This window comes from Mycobacterium noviomagense (genome assembly GCF_010731635.1).
Lineage (GTDB): Bacteria > Actinomycetota > Actinomycetes > Mycobacteriales > Mycobacteriaceae > Mycobacterium > Mycobacterium noviomagense.
Window position 1 is genome coordinate 4,064,655 of record NZ_AP022583.1, and the last position, 19,462, is coordinate 4,084,116.

General features: G+C 66.3%; 12 protein-coding genes and 1 pseudogene. 7 read left to right on the plus strand and 6 right to left on the minus strand.

The window, feature by feature from the left end; all coding sequences use genetic code 11:
• Positions 1-55: 55 nt before the first annotated feature.
• The 4 genes and pseudogenes from polA (at position 56) to coaE (ending at position 7,078) form a co-directional block, all read left to right on the plus strand.
• Entirely contained in the window at positions 56-2,791 is a 2,736-nt protein-coding gene (gene polA, locus G6N15_RS19295) for a DNA polymerase I (protein ID WP_083087514.1), read from the plus strand.
• A 94-nt stretch (positions 2,792-2,885) separates the two neighbouring features.
• A pseudogene (locus G6N15_RS23345) lies at positions 2,886-4,268 on the plus strand (IS30 family transposase).
• A gap of 140 nt (positions 4,269-4,408) precedes the next feature.
• Positions 4,409-5,851, plus strand: coding sequence for a 30S ribosomal protein S1 (gene rpsA, locus G6N15_RS19305; protein WP_083089684.1), 1,443 nt, complete (start codon positions 4,409-4,411; stop codon positions 5,849-5,851).
• Positions 5,852-5,857: 6 nt separating this feature from the next.
• Entirely contained in the window at positions 5,858-7,078 is a 1,221-nt protein-coding gene (gene coaE / locus G6N15_RS19310; protein ID WP_083089685.1) for a dephospho-CoA kinase, read from the plus strand.
• 4 nt (positions 7,079-7,082) lie between these two features.
• Here coaE and G6N15_RS19315 read toward each other — a convergent pair whose 3' ends face one another.
• From G6N15_RS19315 to G6N15_RS19340, 6 genes are all read right to left on the minus strand, one after another.
• Positions 7,083-7,484 carry a hypothetical protein gene (locus G6N15_RS19315; RefSeq protein WP_232070490.1) on the minus strand — a complete coding sequence of 134 codons (402 nt, stop codon included), beginning with the start codon at positions 7,482-7,484 and terminating at the stop codon, positions 7,083-7,085.
• A gap of 68 nt (positions 7,485-7,552) precedes the next feature.
• Entirely contained in the window at positions 7,553-8,338 is a 786-nt protein-coding gene (locus G6N15_RS19320) for an Fpg/Nei family DNA glycosylase (RefSeq protein WP_083089687.1), read from the minus strand.
• On the minus strand, positions 8,322-9,233 hold the full coding sequence (ligD, locus tag G6N15_RS19325) for a non-homologous end-joining DNA ligase (RefSeq protein ID WP_083089688.1): 912 nt from the start codon (positions 9,231-9,233) through the stop codon (positions 8,322-8,324). Before ligD (G6N15_RS19325) ends, G6N15_RS19320 begins: the two co-directional genes overlap by 17 nt.
• Positions 9,233-10,231, minus strand: a complete 999-nt coding sequence (ligD, locus tag G6N15_RS19330) for a non-homologous end-joining DNA ligase (RefSeq protein ID WP_083089701.1) — start codon at positions 10,229-10,231, stop codon at positions 9,233-9,235. The genes ligD (G6N15_RS19325) and ligD (G6N15_RS19330) overlap by 1 nt, the downstream gene beginning before the upstream one ends.
• 28 nt (positions 10,232-10,259) lie before the next feature.
• Entirely contained in the window at positions 10,260-10,700 is a 441-nt protein-coding gene (locus G6N15_RS19335; RefSeq protein ID WP_083089689.1) for a DUF402 domain-containing protein, read from the minus strand.
• An 85-nt stretch (positions 10,701-10,785) separates the two neighbouring features.
• A complete protein-coding gene (locus G6N15_RS19340; RefSeq protein WP_083089702.1) occupies positions 10,786-13,416 on the minus strand; it encodes an ATP-binding cassette domain-containing protein in 2,631 nt (876 codons plus the stop codon).
• 375 nt (positions 13,417-13,791) lie between these two features.
• Here G6N15_RS19340 and G6N15_RS19345 point away from each other — a divergent pair, with 375 nt between their 5' ends.
• Genes G6N15_RS19345 through G6N15_RS19355 form a run of 3 tightly spaced genes read left to right on the plus strand, consistent with a single transcriptional unit; the run spans position 13,792 to position 19,443 of the window.
• The gene (locus G6N15_RS19345; RefSeq protein ID WP_083089690.1) at positions 13,792-15,807 is read left to right on the plus strand and encodes a serine/threonine-protein kinase; all 2,016 of its coding nucleotides are present in this window, start codon (positions 13,792-13,794) and stop codon (positions 15,805-15,807) included.
• A 43-nt stretch (positions 15,808-15,850) separates the two neighbouring features.
• Entirely contained in the window at positions 15,851-18,019 is a 2,169-nt protein-coding gene (gene uvrB, locus G6N15_RS19350) for an excinuclease ABC subunit UvrB (protein WP_083089691.1), read from the plus strand.
• On the plus strand, positions 18,016-19,443 hold the full coding sequence (locus G6N15_RS19355; RefSeq protein WP_083089692.1) for an MFS transporter: 1,428 nt from the start codon (positions 18,016-18,018) through the stop codon (positions 19,441-19,443). The genes uvrB and G6N15_RS19355 overlap by 4 nt, the downstream gene beginning before the upstream one ends.
• Positions 19,444-19,462: the final 19 nt, after the last annotated feature.

Here is a 19,462-nt window from a genome sequence, read left to right on the forward strand (position 1 = left end):
CTGAAACGTGTTCCAGTTTGACTCTGTTGTCCGACCGGGTGCATAGAGTAGGGCCGTGAGCCCAGCCAAAGCCGCGGCCACCGCGACTGCGGGATCGTCGACCACCGATGGCGACAAGCCGACTCTGCTGCTGTTGGACGGCAATTCGCTGGCGTTCCGTGCGTTCTACGCACTGCCCGCGGAAAATTTCAAGACCGCCGGCGGTCTGACCACCAATGCGGTCTACGGCTTCACCGCCATGCTGATCAACCTGCTGCGCGACGAACAGCCGACGCACATCGCGGCGGCATTCGACGTGTCCCGTCAGACGTTTCGCTCCGACCGCTACCCTGAGTACAAGGCCAACCGGACCTCCGCCCCGGACGAGTTCCACGGTCAGATCGACGTCACCAAGGAAGTCCTTGCGGCACTAGGCATCACGGTGCTCGCCGAACCGGGTTTCGAAGCCGACGACATCATCGCGACGCTGGCCACCCAGGCCGAAAAAGAGGGCTACCGGGTGCTGGTGGTCACCGGCGACCGCGACGCCCTGCAGCTGGTCAGCGACGACGTGACCGTGCTCTACCCCCGCAAAGGCGTCAGCGATCTGACCCGCTTCACCCCGGAGGCAGTCGTCGAGAAATACGGGCTGACTTCCAAGCAGTATCCGGACTTCGCGGCGCTGCGCGGCGACCCCAGCGACAACTTGCCCGGTATCCCGGGCGTGGGGGAGAAAACCGCCGCCAAGTGGGTCGCCGAATACGGCTCACTGGAGGGGCTGGTCGACAACGTCGACACCGTGAAAGGCAAGGTCGGCGACGCGCTGCGGGCCCACCTGGCCGGCGTGGTGCGCAACCGGGAACTGACCGAGCTTGTCCGTGACGTGCCGCTGGCCCAGACCCCTGACACCTTGCGGTTGCAGCCGTGGGACCGCGATCAGATTCACCAGCTCTTCGACCAGTTGGAGTTTCGGGTGCTGCGTGACCGGCTGTTCGAGACGCTGGCAGCTGTCGAACCCGAGGTCGACGAGGGATTCGACGTCCGCGGCGGGGCGCTGGAGCCCGGCACCGTCGGGCAGTGGCTGGCCGGACACGCCGGCGACGGCCGGCGATCCGGCTTGGCGGTGGTCGGCACACACCAGGCCTACGACGGCGACGCCACCGCGCTCGCCATCGCCGCAGCCGACGGCGACGGCGCCTACATCGACACCGCCACGTTGACCCCCGACGACGACGCGGCGCTGGCGACATGGCTCGCCGACCCCGACCAACCCAAGGCGCTGCACGAAGCCAAACTGGCCATCCACGACCTGGCCGGGCGCGGATGGACGCTGGGCGGTGTCACCTCCGACACCGCGCTGGCCGCCTACCTGGTGCGGCCCGGGCAGCGCAGCTTCGCCCTCGACGACCTGTCACTGCGTTACCTGCGCCGTGAGCTGCGCGCCGAAACTCCTGAGCAGCAACAACTTTCGCTTCTGGATGATACCGACGGCGTCGACGACCAGGCGGTGCAGACGACCATCCTGCGGGCCCGCGCGGTGGCCGACCTCGCCGATGCGCTGGACGCCGAGCTGGCCCGCATCGACTCACAGTCGTTGCTGGCCGAAATGGAATTGCCCGTGCAAGGGGTGCTGGCCGGCATGGAAGCCGCCGGTATTGCCGTCGACCTCGAGCTGCTGGGCGCGCTGCAAAGCCAGTTCGGCGACCAGGTCCGCGACGCCGCGGAGGCCGCATACGCGGTGATCGGCAAGCAGATCAACCTCGGCTCACCCAAACAGCTACAGGTCGTGCTGTTCGACGAGCTCGGCATGCCGAAGACCAAGCGCACCAAAACCGGATACACCACCGACGCCGACGCGCTGCAGTCGCTGTTCGACAAGACCGGGCATCCCTTCCTGGAGCATCTGCTCGCCCACCGGGACGCCACCCGGCTGAAAGTCACCGTCGACGGGCTGCTGAATTCGGTGGCCGCCGACGGGCGCATCCACACCACGTTCAACCAGACCATCGCCGCGACCGGGCGGTTGTCGTCGACCGAGCCGAACCTGCAGAACATCCCGATCCGCACCGAGGCGGGCCGCCAGATCCGCGACGCGTTCGTGGTGGGCAAGGGTTACGCCGAGCTGATGACCGCCGACTACAGCCAGATCGAGATGCGGATCATGGCCCACCTGTCGCGGGACGACGGCCTGATCGAAGCGTTCAACACCGGCGAGGACCTGCACTCGTTCGTGGCCTCCCGGGCCTTCGGGGTGCCGATCGACGAGGTCACATCCGAGTTGCGGCGGCGGGTCAAGGCCATGTCGTACGGGCTGGCCTACGGGCTGAGCGCCTACGGCCTGTCGCAGCAGCTGAAGATCTCCACCGAGGAAGCCAAGGAGCAGATGGACGCCTACTTCGCTCGCTTCGGCGGAGTGCGCGACTACCTGCATGCCGTCGTCGAACAGGCCCGCAAGGACGGCTACACCTCCACCGTGCTGGGCCGGCGGCGCTACCTGCCCGAACTGGATAGCAGTAATCGCCAGGTCCGCGAAGCCGCCGAGCGGGCCGCGCTCAACGCCCCGATCCAGGGCAGCGCGGCCGACATCATCAAGGTCGCGATGATCGAGGTCGACAAGGCGCTCAAAGCGGCCGGCCTGAAGTCCCGCATGCTGCTGCAGGTTCACGACGAACTGCTGTTCGAAGTCGCTCCCGGTGAGCGGGAGCAACTCGAGGCGCTGGTGCGCGACGAGATGTGCGGCGCCTACCCGCTCGACGTGCCGCTGGAGGTGTCGATGGGCTACGGGCGCAGCTGGGACGCCGCCGCGCACTGAGCTCACAAGCGCATCGAGTCTGCACCTATGGCGAAATTTTGGCGTCAGGCTCAAGTGATCGCTGCAACACCTTATCGGGAGGTGTTGGGGCCGAATGGGTTATCAGACGGGGTTTCGGGGTCATGGTGTTCATCTGAGCGTCGAGTCGGCGGCTTTGGTGCGGGAGGAGTTTTGGAGGGCTGTTGGATCGGGGTTGTCGCCGACGGCGGCCGCCACGGTGGCGGGGGTGGCGGGTACCACAGGCCGAAAATGGGCCAAGGCCGCGGGATATCAGACCAATAGCAAGCACCACGGCATCCGGTATTCGCAGCAGGTCAGGGACGTATTTTGGGAGGCGCTGCGGTCGGGGTTGACCCCGGCGCAGGCGGCGGTGGGTGCCTGCGTGTCGGAGCACACCGCGCGACGCTGGGTCGATCAGGCTGGCTACGTGCCCAGAACACCAGTTGTTGCTGATCTAGAGCCGGCCGCGGCGTCGCGGTTGTTGTCGTTTACCGAGCGGTGCCGACTCGAAGAGTTGCTGGAGGCGGGTTTCCCCAGGCCGACATCGCGCGGCTGTTACAGCGTGACGCCTCGACGATCAGCCGGGAAAAAGCTCGAGGAGCAACCAGCTGTGGCTACCGGGCCCGGGTCGGCCAAGACGTCGTCGATGCGGCCCGGCTCGCCCAAGCCGCGCAAGCTGGAGTCCAACCCGGCCTTGTTGGGCGAGGTTGTGCAACGCTTGGAACAGCGGCACAGCCCCGAGCAGATCGCGGGCCGGCTGCGCGAAGATTTCCCCGACGATCCGGAGATGTGGGTGTCTCACGAGACGATCTATCAGGCCATGTATGTGCAGCCCCGGGGGGAACTGGCCCGCCAGGTCAAGGCCGCGCTGCGCACCGGCCGGACCCAACGGAAACCTCAGGGCCGCAGCACAATCGACACTCGGGGCCGGATCAAGGACATGATCAACATCAGTGAACGCCCGGCTGAGGCCGACGATCGTGCGATCCCGGGGCATTGGGAGGGCGACTTGATTATCGGCCAAAACCAGGCCTCCCAAATCGGCACCCTGGTCGAACGCACCACCGGGTTCGTGATGCTGCTGCACCTATCCGAGGACCGCAGCGCCGCCACCGTCGCTGAGGCGATGAGCGCGGCGATCCCGAAGATTCCCGAGGTTTTGCGTCGCTCGCTGACCTGGGACCAAGGCAAAGAGATGGCCTTGCACACCAAGATCACCGAGGCCACCGGGTTGCCGATCTACTTCTGCGACCCGCACAGCCCTTGGCAGCGCGGCACCAATGAGAACACCAATGGTTTGCTGCGCCAGTACTTCCCCAAAGGCACCGACCTGTCCTTTCACGGACCCGGGATCCTCGACAACGTCGCCGCCGAGCTCAACGCCCGCCCCCGCAAACGCTTCAACTGGCGCACCCCTGCCGAGGAACTCGATCGGCTACTCTCAGACCCGTCCGCATCTGTTGCAGCGACCGCGTGAATCCAAGGGCTATTTTTTCGCCGTGAGCGGACGCTCGGCATAGATTGGCACGGTTTGGCCAGCATGTGCACAGTCGAGTAGCCTCGACGGGTAACTCAATTTGTCCCTACGACCACACCTGTCCGGAGCAACCCAACAATATGCCGAGTCCCACCGTCTCCTCGCCCCAAGTAGCCGTCAACGACATCGGCTCGAGCGAGGACTTTCTCGCCGCCATCGACAAGACCATCAAATACTTCAACGATGGCGACATCGTGGAAGGGACCATCGTCAAGGTTGACCGTGATGAGGTCCTGCTCGATATCGGCTACAAGACCGAAGGCGTCATTCCGTCCCGCGAGCTGTCCATCAAGCACGACGTCGACCCACATGAGGTCGTCAAGGTCGGCGACAAGGTCGAGGCCCTGGTTCTCACCAAGGAGGACAAAGAAGGCCGGCTGATCCTGTCGAAGAAGCGCGCGCAGTACGAGCGCGCCTGGGGCACCATCGAAGCGCTCAAGGAGAAGGACGAGGCGGTCAAGGGCACCGTCATCGAGGTCGTCAAGGGCGGGCTGATCCTCGACATCGGGCTGCGCGGCTTCCTGCCGGCGTCGCTGGTCGAGATGCGCCGGGTGCGTGACCTGCAGCCCTACATCGGCAAGGAGCTCGAAGCCAAGATCATCGAGCTGGACAAGAACCGCAACAACGTGGTGCTCTCCCGCCGGGCCTGGCTGGAGCAGACCCAGTCCGAGGTGCGCAGCGAGTTCCTCAACCAGCTCCAGAAAGGCGCCATCCGCAAGGGCGTGGTGTCGTCGATCGTCAACTTCGGCGCGTTCGTCGACCTCGGCGGTGTCGACGGTCTGGTGCACGTCTCCGAGCTGAGCTGGAAGCACATCGACCATCCGTCCGAGGTGGTGCAGGTCGGCGACGAGGTCACCGTCGAGGTGCTCGATGTCGACATGGACCGCGAGCGGGTTTCGTTGTCCCTCAAGGCGACTCAGGAAGACCCGTGGCGCCACTTCGCCCGCACCCACGCAATCGGGCAGATCGTGCCCGGCAAGGTCACCAAGCTGGTCCCGTTCGGTGCGTTCGTGCGCGTCGAGGAGGGCATCGAGGGCTTGGTGCACATCTCCGAGCTCTCCGAGCGTCACATCGAGGTGGCCGACCAGGTGGTCGGTGTGGGTGACGAGGTGATGGTCAAGGTCATCGACATCGATCTGGAGCGCCGCCGAATTTCGTTGTCGCTCAAGCAGGCCAACGAGGACTACACCGAGGAGTTCGACCCCGCCAAGTACGGCATGGCCGACAGCTACGACGAGCAGGGCAACTACATCTTCCCAGAGGGCTTCGACGCCGAAACCAACGAGTGGCTCGAGGGATACGAGAAGCAGCGCGCCGAGTGGGAGGCCCGCTACGCCGAGGCCGAGCGCCGGCACAAGATGCACACCGCGCAGATGGAGAAGTTCGCCGCGGCCGAAGCTGCCGCGGGTGCCGAGCAGCCGCAGGCCAACGGGGGTGCGCCGGCCGAAGAACAGCAGGGCGGCTCGCTGGCCAGCGACGCGCAACTGGCCGCGCTCCGGGAGAAACTCGCCGGCAGCGCCTAACCGGCGATGCTTCGTATCGGGCTGACCGGTGGCATCGGCGCCGGGAAGTCGGCGGTAACCGCCACGTTCGAGCAATGCGGCGCGGTGGTCGTCGATGCCGACGTGATCGCCCGCGAGGTGGTCGAGCCCGGTACCGAAGGGCTCGCGGCGCTAGTCGACGCGTTCGGTGACGACATCCTGCTGCCCGACGGGGCGCTGGATCGTCCTGCATTGGCGGCGAAGGCTTTCCAGAACGATGACGCGCGCAAGACCCTGAACGGGATCGTTCATCCGCTGGTGGGCAAGCGTCGCGCCGAGATCATCGCGGCGGTACGCGAGGACGCGGTCATCGTGGAAGACATTCCGTTGCTGGTGGAATCCGGGATGGCGCCGCTTTTCCCGCTGGTGGTTGTCGTGCACGCCGACACCGAACTGCGGGTGCGGCGGCTCGTCGAACAACGCGGCATGTCCGAAGACGACGCCCGCGCCCGGATCGCCGCGCAAGCCGGCGACGAGCAGCGCCGCGCCGTCGCCGACATCTGGCTGGACAACTCCGGCAGCCTGGAGGCGTTGGCGCAGCGGGCCTGTGACGTGTGGAATCACCGGATCGCGCCGTTCGCACGTAATCTGACCGCCCGGCAGGCCGTACGGCAATCCGTGCGGCTGACGCCGGCAGATCCCACCTGGCCGGAGCAGGCGCGCCGCATCGTCGCCCGGCTCACGACTGCATGCGGGGGCAAGGCGCTGCGCGTCGACCACATCGGGTCCACGGCGATTCAGGGGTTGGATGCCAAGGACGCCATCGACATTCAGGTCACGGTCGAGTCGCTGGCGGTGGCCGACGAACTCGCCGACGCGTTGCTGTCCGCCGGATATCCCCGCATCGACGACATCACCACCGACGTCGCCAAACCCGACGCCCGAAGCACTGTCGAACGTCATGACCACAGCACCGATCCGGCGTTGTGGCACAAGCGGATTCACGGCTCAGCCGACCCGGGTCGCCCGACATACGTTCATCTGCGGGTCGATGGCTGTCCTAATCAACAGTTCGCGCTGTTGTTCGTCGACTGGATGAAGGCCGACGCCGATGCGCGCGCGGAGTACTTGAGTGTCAAGCAGAAAGCCGCGAGCGCGGTGCCCGTCGATGGCGGCCTCGCGCAGTACAACGAGGCGAAGGAGCCCTGGTTTCGGGCAGCGTACCGGCGTGCCTGGGAGTGGGCCGACACTGTGGGCTGGCGGCCGTAAATCGTTAGCTGGCGGGCAGCGGTGCGCCGCAGGGCAGCACGCCGTTCATCGGGTCAGTGCTGCCCGGCGCCGGCCTGACGAATTGGTCGACCTGCGCGGCGACATTGTCGTCGACGTCGATCTCGCAGTGCACGTTGGCCGAATAGGGCCAGCGGATCGCAACTTTCATCCCGGCTTTGGCCGGATCGGCTAGCACCGTGTTGACTTGTAATGCGTTGCCGGGCAGCGAGCTCAGTGGGGCGGTGTTGGTCTGGGTGTCGTTGATCAGGAAGGTGGCCTGACTGCCGGGGGCCACCCCGTCGATCCGCGCAATGTAGGTGACGTTGTGCAGTTCGGCCGTCGCCGCGGCAGGAATTAACTGGCCGCAACCGATGAGCATCGCCACTTCTGTCGTGACCAAACCCATTCGCGTGGTCGCGTTCATGACTTCTGAGATTACCGCCCCGCGCCTGATGAAGAACAGGCGATTGCGGGCTACCGTTGGTCGGGTTGGCAACGCGGACACCACAACGACGTTCTGCCGCCGGCCCGACCGCGGGACAGCCGCGCGCCGCAGCGAGGACAGCTCGGATCGGGCTCGTCGCGCACACCGGTGAGCCACCGCGGCAGGCCGGGTACACAGCCGTGGCGCACCGAGGTGCGCAGCACACGCTTCATGGTGGTGTGCAACTGCTTCACCTCGTCGGCGTCCAAGCCGGCGATCGGCCGGAATGGATGCAGGCCGGCCTGCCAGCAGATCTCGTCGGTGAGCAGGTTGCCCAGGCCGGCGATTACGGACTGGTCCAACAGCGTCGCCTTGAGCCCGCCACGGCGGCCCGACAGCACCTCACGAAATTTAGGCAGATCGACATCCAGCGCGTCGGGACCCTGTGGTCCTGTGATCGCGGCAATTTCGTCGTCGCCGCTGACCAGCCATACGCCGCGCAGCTTACGTAAGTCGGCGTAGCGCAACTCGCCACGGTCGAGGGTGAGCACAAGCCGTTCGTAGCCCCGGGTCTCTGCGCCACGGCACGTGTAGTACGGGTGGCCGGTCATGCCGCTGTGCACGAGAAGCACCGGCCCGTCGGTCGGCAGGATCAGCCACTTGCCGTGCCGGCGCGGCGCGGTGAACCGATGGCCAATAAGGTTGCGCGACAATGTTCGCGCGGTGGTGTTACGCAATACGCCCGGGTCGCGCACGTCGACGTCTCGCACTCGACGGCCGGGCAGCGTGTCGGCCAGTGCCCGGCGGAACCCCTCGACGTCAGGAAGTTCCGGCATGCAGTTTCGCCAGGCGCCCTGCCGGGCCGGTCAGTGAGCGGGCGTGCCGGTTCATATCAGTCCATGGATCGGGTTGGCCTGCAAGTCTTTTCGGGATATCGCGCAGCGTAAACCGGTCGGGGCGCATGCCTCGGTTGTCGAGTTCGTCCCATTCCAGTGGGGTGGCAACCGGGGCGCCCGGGCGGGCCCTCACCGAGTAGGGCGCGACCGCTGTCTGCGCGTACGCGTTTCGCATCACATCGATATACACCCGTCCCTCGCGCTTGTCCTTGCGGGCTTCCGCCGTACGGTGTGCCGGGTCGTCGGCCACCACCACGGCGGCGACGTCGCGCGCGAATTGGCGGACCGTGTCGAAGTCGGCGTCGCCGCGCAACGGCACCACCACATGCACCCCGCGCGAACCCGTCGTCTTCACGTAGCGTGCCAGGCCGATGTCGTCCAGCACGTCGGCGACCGCGTGCGCAGTTGCCCGCACCACCGGGAAGTCGTCGCCGGACGGGTCGAGGTCGAACACCAGTCGATCTGGCGTGTTCAGCCGGCGTCGCCGAGACAGCCAGGCATGCAGCGTGATGCAGTTCTGGTTGGCCAACCACACCAGCGCCTCCGGGCGCTGGGCCAGCGGGTGCACGACCGTGCCGCCTTCCTTGGCGACTTCGGCCGACTCCATCCAGTCAGGCATTGCTTCGCCGAAATCCTGCTGGATGAACCCCGACTCGTCGATGCCGCGCGGGAACCGCTGCAAGGTCAGCGGCCGGCCGTAGAGGTGCGGCAACATCGCGTCGGCCACCGCAGCGTAGTAATCCACCACCTCGCCCTTGGTGATGCCTTTTCGCGAGGAGCGGCCGGGAAACACGACCCGATCCGGATGGGTGACCGCCACCTTGATTCGAGGTATCAGCGTGTCTCACGCACGACGTCGCGGGGGTTCTTGTCGGTCCGCAGCCCGGTGTAGCGCGGATGGCGCAGTTTGCCGTCGCGGGTCCATTCCGTGAAACCGATCTGGGCGACCAATTCCGGCCGCACCCATCGAGTTCCGGACTCTCGGACCCGTCCGCGGCTAAACGGGCACGCATCTTGTTCCATGCCCGATAGTCGCGCGTGTAGGCCGCGCAGAGTGGCCTCGTCGAACCCAGTCCCCACTTTGCCGGCGTAGACCAGGTCGCGGCCGTCGTAGTAGCCCACCAGCAGTGCACCGAGGCCCACCCGGCTACCTTTCGGGGCGGTGTAGCCGCCGATGACGAACTCTTGGTCGCGGACGCATTTGAACTTCAGCCAGTTCCCCGATCGGCGGCCTTCGTACGGCGCGTCGGCCAGTTTGGCGATCACGCCCTCGTCACCGCGGGCGCAGGCGGCGCGATACGCCGCCTCGCCCTGCTCGACCCGGTGCGGCGTGTAGCGCAGTGGACCGCCGAATTGAAACGACCTGCGCAGCAGGCGTTTGCGCCAGAGCAGTGGCAGCCCGGTGGTGCATTGCCCGTCCAGGTGCAGCAGGTCGAAGACGTAGTAGAAGACCGGGATGCCCGTTGCTCTCGCCTGTTTGGGGTTGGTGATGCCCAGCCGGCCTTGCAGACGGGCGAAGCTGGTGCGCCGCCCATCGAACGCCACCACCTCGCCGTCCACGACGAACCGCGAAACCGGCTGTGCGGCAAGCGCGTCGACCAACTCTGGGTAGGTTCCGTCGAGTGGCTGACGGTTGCGCGACCACAGGCGCACCGGCTCACCGGTGCGATACGCCAGACACCGCTCGCCGTCGAACTTGCGCTCGAATATCCACCGCGGATCGGAAAACCGCCGCTCGGTCAGCGTGGCCAGCATGGGAGCTCGCCAGTCGGGTACGGGCTCCTCGTGCAGAGCGGCGCGCAGCCGGCCGGGCAGCTCGATGTTCGACACCATGACCATCTGTTACCCGTCTTTTCGTGTACTACGTACCGCGCCAAGTGAGCTCGATCCCCTTGCCGGCCAGCCAGCGCTGCAGGTCGTACCCGTGCCGGGACAGCCCGTCGACGGTGTCCACGGCGCGGTGCACTGCCCGCTCGGCGGTTTTCGGAGTCAGCAGTCCGTAGCGAACCGCGTCCAGCAGCTCACCGACATCAGCCAGGTTTACGTCGCGGCCCGTGCAGAGTTCGAGATCCAGGTAATGGTCTTCAGAACGCCACACCGTTGGGCCGGGTAGGTATTCACCGATGTCGAGGTAGTAGTCGTGGTCGCGTTCATGGCCGGGGTTGAAGTGAAAGATGTTGGCGCGCAAGCCCAGCGATGGCAAGAGCCATGACTCAAGGTAATGGAATTGGGCTCGGCCCGGGGTGGGGCGCGCCATGTAGAGTCCCCAGGGCCGCAGCGTGTACTCATCGACGGCCCGCACGATGCCCTTGGGGTCGGTGTTGGTGTGGGCGACTAGATCGAACGTTTCGTGCTTGGGGTGATGGATGGCGTCAGCTTACCTGCACCTAGCGGTGCAACCGGATCTTCCAGCGGACAAAGCCGGCGTAGAAGGCGGACAGCCCTGCCAGCATGGCCACATCGAACAACCATGTCTTCGAGGTGTGCAGCCAGAACCGGTCCTTGGGGATGAGCGAACCGGGGACCAGATGCCGCAAGTCGATGGTCGACGCCGCCGCGGCGTAACCCCACCGCGAGGGCATCGCGAAGGACAGCTGGTCGAGCAGCAGCCGGCCGGTGACGGGCACCAGCCCCCCGGAGAGCACCAGCTGCGCCATGATCGATACCACCAGCAGCGGCATGATCTGCTCACTGGAGCGCACCAGCGCCGAGAGTGCCAGGCCCAGGATGGCCGAGGCCACACAGGTCGCCGCGACGGTCACGAACAGCTCGAGCGTGGCATTGCCCAGTAGCACGGCACCCCGGGTGGGCGCGCCCTTGCCGGCGATGACGATCGCGGTGGCGATGACCGACTGCACGATTGCGAAGGCGCAATACACCCCGGTCTTTGCCAGCAAGTAGGCAGTGGTCGACAGACCGACCGCTTGCTCGCGCTGGAAGATGGCGCGTTCACCGATCAGGTCACGAATCGTCAACGCGGTGCCCATGAATACCGCAGCGATATTCAGCAGGACCAAGATCTGCGCGGCCTCGTCGGGTGCGTCGCTTCGCGGATCGGCGACGTGGAATCCGTTCGAGCCGGGAACGGTCAATGACAGCGCGCCGAGGATGAACGGCAACAGGGCCAGGAATATGAAGTAGGCGCGATCGGCGACGACCAGGCGAACCTGGCGTCGCATGATCGTGGAGAGCTGGCGCCACACGCTGGTGTGGACCGGTTCACCGAGATCGGCCGGCTTGTCGGTCTGCGGAGGTAGTGGCTCGCGGTGGTGCTCGAGGAAGCGGCGGTTGGCTGCCTCCGGATCGGCGCCCACTTTGGTGAAGATCTCGGCCCAGTTGGTGGTTCCCATCGCCTCGCCGATCTGGGCGGGCGGACCGCAGAATGCGGTCTTGCCGCCGGGCGCCACCAGCAGCACCTGGTCGCAGATATCCAGGTAGCTCAGCATGTGCGTGACCACCACGACGACGCGGCCCGCGTCGGCGAGCTGGCGCAGCATCGTCATCACTTGGCAGTCGAGCGCCGGGTCAAGACCGGAGGTCGGCTCGTCGAGCAGCAGTAGTGACGGTCCGGTGAGCAGTTCCAGCGCGACCGAGGCGCGTTTGCGTTGGCCGCCGGACAACTTGTCCACGCGGGTGTCGGCGTGCTTGGTCAAATCGAGTTCTTCGAGCACCTGGGCGACGACCTTTTGCCGGTCGGCTTTGCTGGTGTCGGGCGGCAACCGCAGCTCGGCGGCGTAGCCCAGCGCCTGGTTCACGGTGAGCTGGCGGTGCACGACGTCGTCTTGGGGCACCATCCCGATCCTGCTGCGCAGCGACGCGTATTCGGCGTGGATGTCGTGGCCCTCGAAGGTGACCGAGCCGGAGCTGGGCCGCGCGTAGCCGGCGATCAGCCTGGCCAAGGTGGTCTTGCCCGCACCCGACCCGCCGATGATGGCGGTGAGCGTCCCGGGCCGCGCGATCAGCGAGATGTCGTCGAGCAGTTGCTTGCCGCCGTCGACGGTGAACTTGACGTTGCGCACCTCGAGACCGCCGGTGCTGGTTGCGGCTTCGGTTTCGCTGCGCCGCACCAGTACGCCACCGCGAAACACCAGGTCGACGTTGCCGATGGTGACCACGTCGTCTTCGGCCAAGATCGCCGACCCGACCCGGGTGCCGTTCACGAACGTCCCGTTGACGCTGCGGTCTTGGATCTCGGCGCCGAGCGGTGTGAGGACCAGCGTCGCGTGATGCCGTGAGGCCAGCACGTCGGGGATCACGATGTCGTTGTCGTTGGCGCGGCCGATCGTCACCGTGCCGGCCCGCTTGGCCGGGACCGATCGCTGCGACAGGAATTTGACGAACCTCGTCGCGAGATTGGTCACGTCGGCCGATCCGGCGTCGACGACGGTCATCTCCGTGGGCGCCGGCGAGTCGGGGTACGGCGCCCAGGCGGCGTCGACGACGGTCAGCTCGTCGGGTGGCGGGGAGTCCGGCGATGGACGCTGGAGGCTGCCCGGGTAGCCGGGTGTCCGGGCCGGCGGCGGTGAGTCGTTACGCGGATACGCCGGGGGATGCCGTCGTAGGGGCGGGCCGGGCCTGGAACTGCCCTGCACGGGCGGACGCCGCGGTTGGGCAGGCTGGGCGGGCTCTCGATGCGTCGACCACGAGATGGTGGGCGCCTGATTGTCCCGCGGCGACGCCGTTCCCGGCGGTCGGCCGACCTGCTGCGGCTGGTGTTCGAGCTGAAAAGTCAACTGCGGGCCACCGGCATTACCGATGTTGATGCTCTGGCCGTCACGGATGTCGATCACCGGGGTCCGGTAGCCGTTGACGTAAGTGCCGTTCACCGATCCGTTGTCGATGGCCAACCACCTGTCCTGGTCGAAGCGCAGGATCAGATGTGCACGGGAGATCCGCGGGTCGGCGATGCGAATGTCGGCACGCAGGTCTCGTCCGATGACGACGTCGTGGCCGGGTGCGAAAGTCCGTTGCGTCCCGTCGTGGCGAATTGTCAGCACAGGCGGGACTTGTCGACTCACGACGTCCAGTATCGGTTGCCACACAAGGAAATCAAGCGAGGCAGCTGTGAATTACCTATGTCTTCACTATGTTTCGCGGAAGCCGGCGTGTCGGTTGCCCCGATCCGTGATTCATAGCTGTTTCATAACCACCACCGGCCCACGGCCGCGGCATCTGCAGGCATCATGCCAAGAGGTGGCCGAAAATGCCCGAAAAGCATGCGCCGCGGGGCTCGCGGTATGAATGCACCGCCGGAATAACTGCTCGCGAAAGGAACCACACCTTCATGCCGTCGACGGAGCGACCGGCCTCGCGCCGCTGCGGACGCCTGGCGGCAGTTATCTGCGTCACATCTCAACCACAGGTCTTGCGGAGCAATAAGGGAGCAACGGCAGATGGATGAGGCGACGGGCGCTACTCGGCGCTGGGAGGTCAGCCGCCGACTCCTCACCGACCCGCAGCAGGCCAGGGAGGCGCTGCGGCGCGGCTATCAGTCGCTTCCGCACATGGCGGTCACCCAGCTGCTCCACCGCGTGCCGCTGATCCGATCCGGCGCGAGCGGGGACGCGGATGGGCCACACGGCAAGGGCAAGCCGCGCCGGTCAATGGTTTCGAGCCCTACGGCTTTTGCCGGCTACACCGTGCTACGACCACTGGGTTCTGGTGGGATGGCCGACGTCTACCTGGCCAAGCATCCCCGGTTGCCGCGTCGCGACGCGCTCAAAGTCCTCGCCAAGGAAATGACGGCCGATAGTGAATTTCGGGAGAGATTCAACCGGGAAGCCGACCTGGCGGCCACGCTTTGGCACCCGCATATTGTGGCGGTCCATGACCGCGGGGAGTTCGATGGCCAGCTGTGGATCGCGATGGACTACGTCGAGGGCACCGACGCTGCGCGGCTGATCAAAGAGCGCTACCGCAAAGGCATGTCAGAGCAGGACGTGTGCGAAATCGTCACCGCTGTCGCCGGCGCACTCGACTACGCTCATCAGCGCGGGCTGCTGCACCGCGATGTCAAACCGGCGAACATCCTACTCACCCACGCTGAAGCAGGGGACCGACGAATCCTGCTGGCGGACTTCGGAGTAGCCCGTCAGCTCGCCGACATCAGTGGGATCACCGCCACCAATGTGGCGGTGGGGACGGTCGCCTATGCCGCGCCGGAACAGTTGCTGGGTCGCAAAATGGATGGGCGGGCCGACCAGTACGCGTTGGCCGCCACGGCATTTCACCTGCTGACCGGTGTGCCGCCGTATCAGCATGCCAACCCCGTTGAGGCCATCAGCATGCACCTCAACGCCCCACCGCCGCGGCTGAGCGACCGCCGTCCGGATTTGGCGCACCTGGACGACGTGTTGGTGAAGGCTCTGGCGAAGGATCCCGAGTCGCGCTTCGACAGCTGCCGTGATTTCGCCGCCGTATTCAGCGAACAGGTAGCGCGCACCTCGAACGGTGGCCGTCGCCCCGGTGAATTTTCGCTGAAGGGCAAGATTGCCATAGCCGCCGTTCTCCTGGCGCTTATCGCGTTGGCGATCACCTGGATCACCTCGTATCTCTTCTGGGAGGACAAACCGTCAGCGAACGCGGCGCCCCCGCCGCGGTTGCACGCGACATCGTCCAACCACTCGGCCGGAACCGCAGGCGCGGCTATCGCCAAACCGGTGCTTGACGGCACCTATCGGCTGGACTACGACCGGGCAAAGCAGACGTCCAGCGGCGTGATCGCCAACGACGGAGCCCAAACAAGCTGGTGGGCCTTTCGGTCGTCATGCACTGCGAGTGGATGCGCCGCCACCGGCACCAAGCTGGACAACGGCAATCACCAAGTGGCCAAGACCACCGGAACCGGCAATGCCGGGGTTCTGCATTTCGTCGACGGACACTGGCAGGGCGAGCCCAGACAAGTTGAGGTGCAGTGCCGACAAGCACACCAAACGCTGACATCCAGGCAGGACGAGACGGTGGTCTGGTCTTTGACACCGCAGGCTGACGGCACACTGCGCGGAGTGCAGATCCAGACCGTGCAGAGCGCCGACTGCGGTGCACAGGGGGCTACCCTGCGGATTCCGGTGACCGCGACCCGGATCGCCGATGTGCCGCCCGACGTCCCCGTGGCCGACCCTGCCGAAGTCACCGCCACCACCGTGCCGTCGGCCGCGGCGTCCCCGGCACCCGTGCTGGGCGGATCATGCAACGACGTCGACAAAATCGCCTACGACGCCGCCGCCAACGAGCAAGTTGTCTGTGAAGGCAACACATGGGACAAGGCGCCAGTGACGACGGGGGTGCATCCCATCGGAACCTCCTGCGACGAGCCCGACGTACCGGTGTTCGCGATGTCGATGTCCGACGACGGTCACCTGATCCAGTGCGACCCGACTACCCGGGTGTGGAGCCGCCAGCACGGATAACACCCGCGACGGTTTGTCGGTGCCTCCGCCTACCCTGGTGAGCATGGCTTTCGCTACCGAACACCCCGTGGTCGCGCACTCGGAGTACCGCCCGGCCGGAGAGGCCGTCGAAGGGTTGGTGCGCGCCGGCGGCCGCTTCGAGGTGGTCAGCCCCTACGCGCCGGCCGGTGACCAGCCGGCCGCCATCGACGAGCTGGAGCGCCGCATCAAGGCGGGGGAGAAGGATGTGGTGCTGCTGGGCGCCACCGGCACCGGCAAGTCGGCCACCACCGCCTGGCTCATCGAACGTCTGCAGCGGCCCACGCTGGTGATGGAGCCGAACAAGACGTTGGCCGCGCAGATGGCCAACGAGCTGCGGGAGATGTTGCCGCACAACGCTGTTGAGTACTTCGTGTCGTACTACGACTATTACCAGCCCGAGGCGTACATCGCCCAGACCGACACCTACATCGAAAAGGACAGCTCGATCAACGACGACGTGGAGCGGCTGCGGCACTCGGCGACCTCGGCGCTGCTGTCGCGGCGCGACGTCGTGGTGGTGGCCTCGGTGTCGTGCATCTACGGCCTGGGCACGCCGCAGTCGTATCTGGACCGTTCGGTCGAGTTGAAGGTGGGCGAAGAAGTGCCCCGGGATGCGCTGCTGCGGCTGCTGGTGGACGTGCAGTACACCCGCAACGATCTGTCGTTCACCCGCGGCTCGTTCCGGGTGCGCGGCGACACGGTCGAGATCATCCCCTCATACGAGGAGTTGGCCGTCCGCATCGAGTACTTCGGTGACGAGATCGAAGCGCTGTACTACCTGCACCCGTTGACGGGCGAGGTGATTCGCAAGGTCGACTCGCTGCGGATCTTCCCCGCCACCCATTACGTGGCCGGGCCGGAGCGGATGGCGCACGCGATCGCGACCATCGAGGAGGAGCTGGCCGAGCGGCTGGCCGAACTCGAGAGCCAGGGCAAACTGCTCGAGGCACAGCGGCTGCGGATGCGCACCACCTACGACATCGAGATGATGCGCCAGGTCGGGTTCTGCTCCGGGATCGAGAACTACTCGCGGCACATCGACGGTCGCGGCCCCGGCTCGCCGCCGGCCACGCTGCTGGACTACTTTCCGGAGGACTTCCTGCTCGTCATCGACGAGTCGCATGTCACCGTGCCGCAGATCGGCGGCATGTACGAGGGCGACATGTCCCGCAAGCGCAACCTGGTGGAGTATGGGTTCCGGTTGCCCTCGGCGTGCGACAACCGACCGTTGACCTGGGAGGAGTTCGCCTCGCGGATCGGGCAGACGGTGTACCTGTCGGCGACCCCGGGCCCCTATGAGCTCAGCCAGACCGGCGGCGAGTTCGTCGAGCAGGTGATCCGGCCCACCGGGCTCGTGGACCCGAAGGTGGTCGTCAAGCCGACCAAGGGCCAAATCGACGACCTGATCGGAGAGATCCGCAAACGCGCCGACGCCGACGAGCGGGTACTGGTGACCACGCTGACCAAGAAGATGGCCGAGGACCTCACCGACTACCTGCTCGAGATGGGCATCCGGGTGCGCTACCTGCACTCTGAGGTCGACACGCTGCGCCGGGTGGAGCTGCTGCGCCAGCTGCGGCTCGGCGAGTTCGACGTGCTGGTCGGCATCAACCTGCTGCGGGAAGGCCTTGACCTGCCGGAGGTGTCGCTGGTGTCGATCCTCGACGCCGACAAGGAAGGCTTCCTGCGCTCGACGCGCAGCCTGATCCAGACCATCGGCCGCGCCGCCCGCAACGTGTCCGGTGAAGTGCACCTGTACGCCGACACGGTCACCGATTCGATGAAAGAAGCCATCGACGAAACCGAGCGGCGCCGCGCCAAGCAGATCGCCTACAACGAGGCCAACGGCATCGACCCCAAGCCGCTGCGCAAGAAGATCGCCGACATCCTCGACCGGGTGTACACCGAAGCCGACGACAGCGAGACCGTCGAGCTGGGATCCGGGCGCAGCGTGTCGCGCGGCCGGCGGGCGCAGGGCGAACCGGGCCGGACCGTCAGCGCGGGCATCGTCGAAGGCCGCGACACCGCCAATATGCCGCGGGCTGAAATGGCCGACCTGATCAAGGATCTGACCGACCAGATGATGGCCGCGGCGCGGGATCTGCAGTTCGAGCTGGCCGCGCGGTTCCGCGACGAGATCGCCGACCTGAAGAAGGAACTGCGCGCCATGGATGCCGCCGGCATCAAGTGAGCTCACCAAGCACAACCGCCACCACTGGCAGTTGGCGTGCGCTGCTGGGCCGCCGCTATCTGGGCACCTCGACCTTGCTGGCCGGCGGGGTGGCGCTGTATGCCATCAACGAATTCCTGACCATCAGCTTGCTACCGAGCACGGTCGCCGACATCGGCGGCGAGCGGCTGTACGCCTGGGTGACAACGCTGTATCTGGTCGGTTCAGTGGTTGCGGCCACCACGGTCAACGCGGTGCTGCTTCGCATTGGGGCGCGGTCGTCGTACTTGCTCGGGCTGGCGGTTTTCGGTCTCGGCAGCCTGGTGTGTGCGGCGGCACCGAGCATGGAGGTCCTGCTGGCAGGCCGCACGTTGCAGGGCGCGGCCGGTGGCCTGCTCGCGGGTCTTGGGTACGCGGTCATCAATTCCTCGTTGCCGCAAGCATTGTGGACCAGAGCCTCGGCGCTGGTGTCGGTGATGTGGGGGGTCGCCACGGTGGTCGGGCCCGCGATGGGCGGTGTGTTCGCGCAATTCGGGTTGTGGCGATGGGCATTCGGCGCGGTGGCGCTGCTGACCGCCGCGATTGGTGTGCTGGTACCGGTGGTGCTGGCCGCGGGCCGTGTGGACCACACCGGGGTATCGGCGACGAAGGTTCCGGTGTTGCCGTTGCTGCTGTTGGGCACTGCGGCGTTGGCGGTCAGTGTCGCTGAGTTGCCGCATAAGCTCGCGGCAACGGCAGTGCTGCTGGCGGCCGGCGTGCTCCTGGTGGTGGTCTTTGTGCTCGTCGACCGGCCGCTGTCATCATCAGCCTTGCCGCCCAGCGCTTTTGGTTCCGGGCCGTTGAAATGGATCTACCTGACTCAGGCGTTACTGCTGGCTACCGCGATGGTCGACACCTATGTGCCGCTGTTCGGCCAGCGGCTGGCCCATTTGTCACCGGTGGTGGCCGGCTTCCTGGGAGCGGCGCTGGCCGTCGGCTGGACGGTCAGCGAACTGGTCAGCGCGTCGCTGAGCAATCCGCGCGTTATCGCGCGGGTGGTGGCGGCGGCTCCGGGGATCATGGCGGTCGGCTTGGCGCTGGGTGCGCTCACCCAGTCCGATGACGCACCTGCCGGTGTCGTCGCGGTGTGGGCAGTGGGATTACTGATCGCTGGAACCGGGATCGGCGTGGCCTGGCCGCACCTGTCGGCGTGGGCGATGGGCTGCGTCGACGACCCGGCTGAAAGCGGTGCTGCAGCAGCCGGAATCAACATCGTGCAGCTGATCTCCGCCGCGGTCGGCGCAGGGCTGGCCGGTGTTCTGGTGAACGAGGCCAACGGCGGTGCGGTGATGTCCGCTCGTTGGCTGTTCACCGTATTCACGGTGCTGGCCGCGGTTGGGGTCGCGGCGTCCTACCGGGCCACCCGCGGGCAGCCCTGCGAGACCGTTGCGGCCCAAGGGTCTTGACCCATCCGGCATGCAGCTG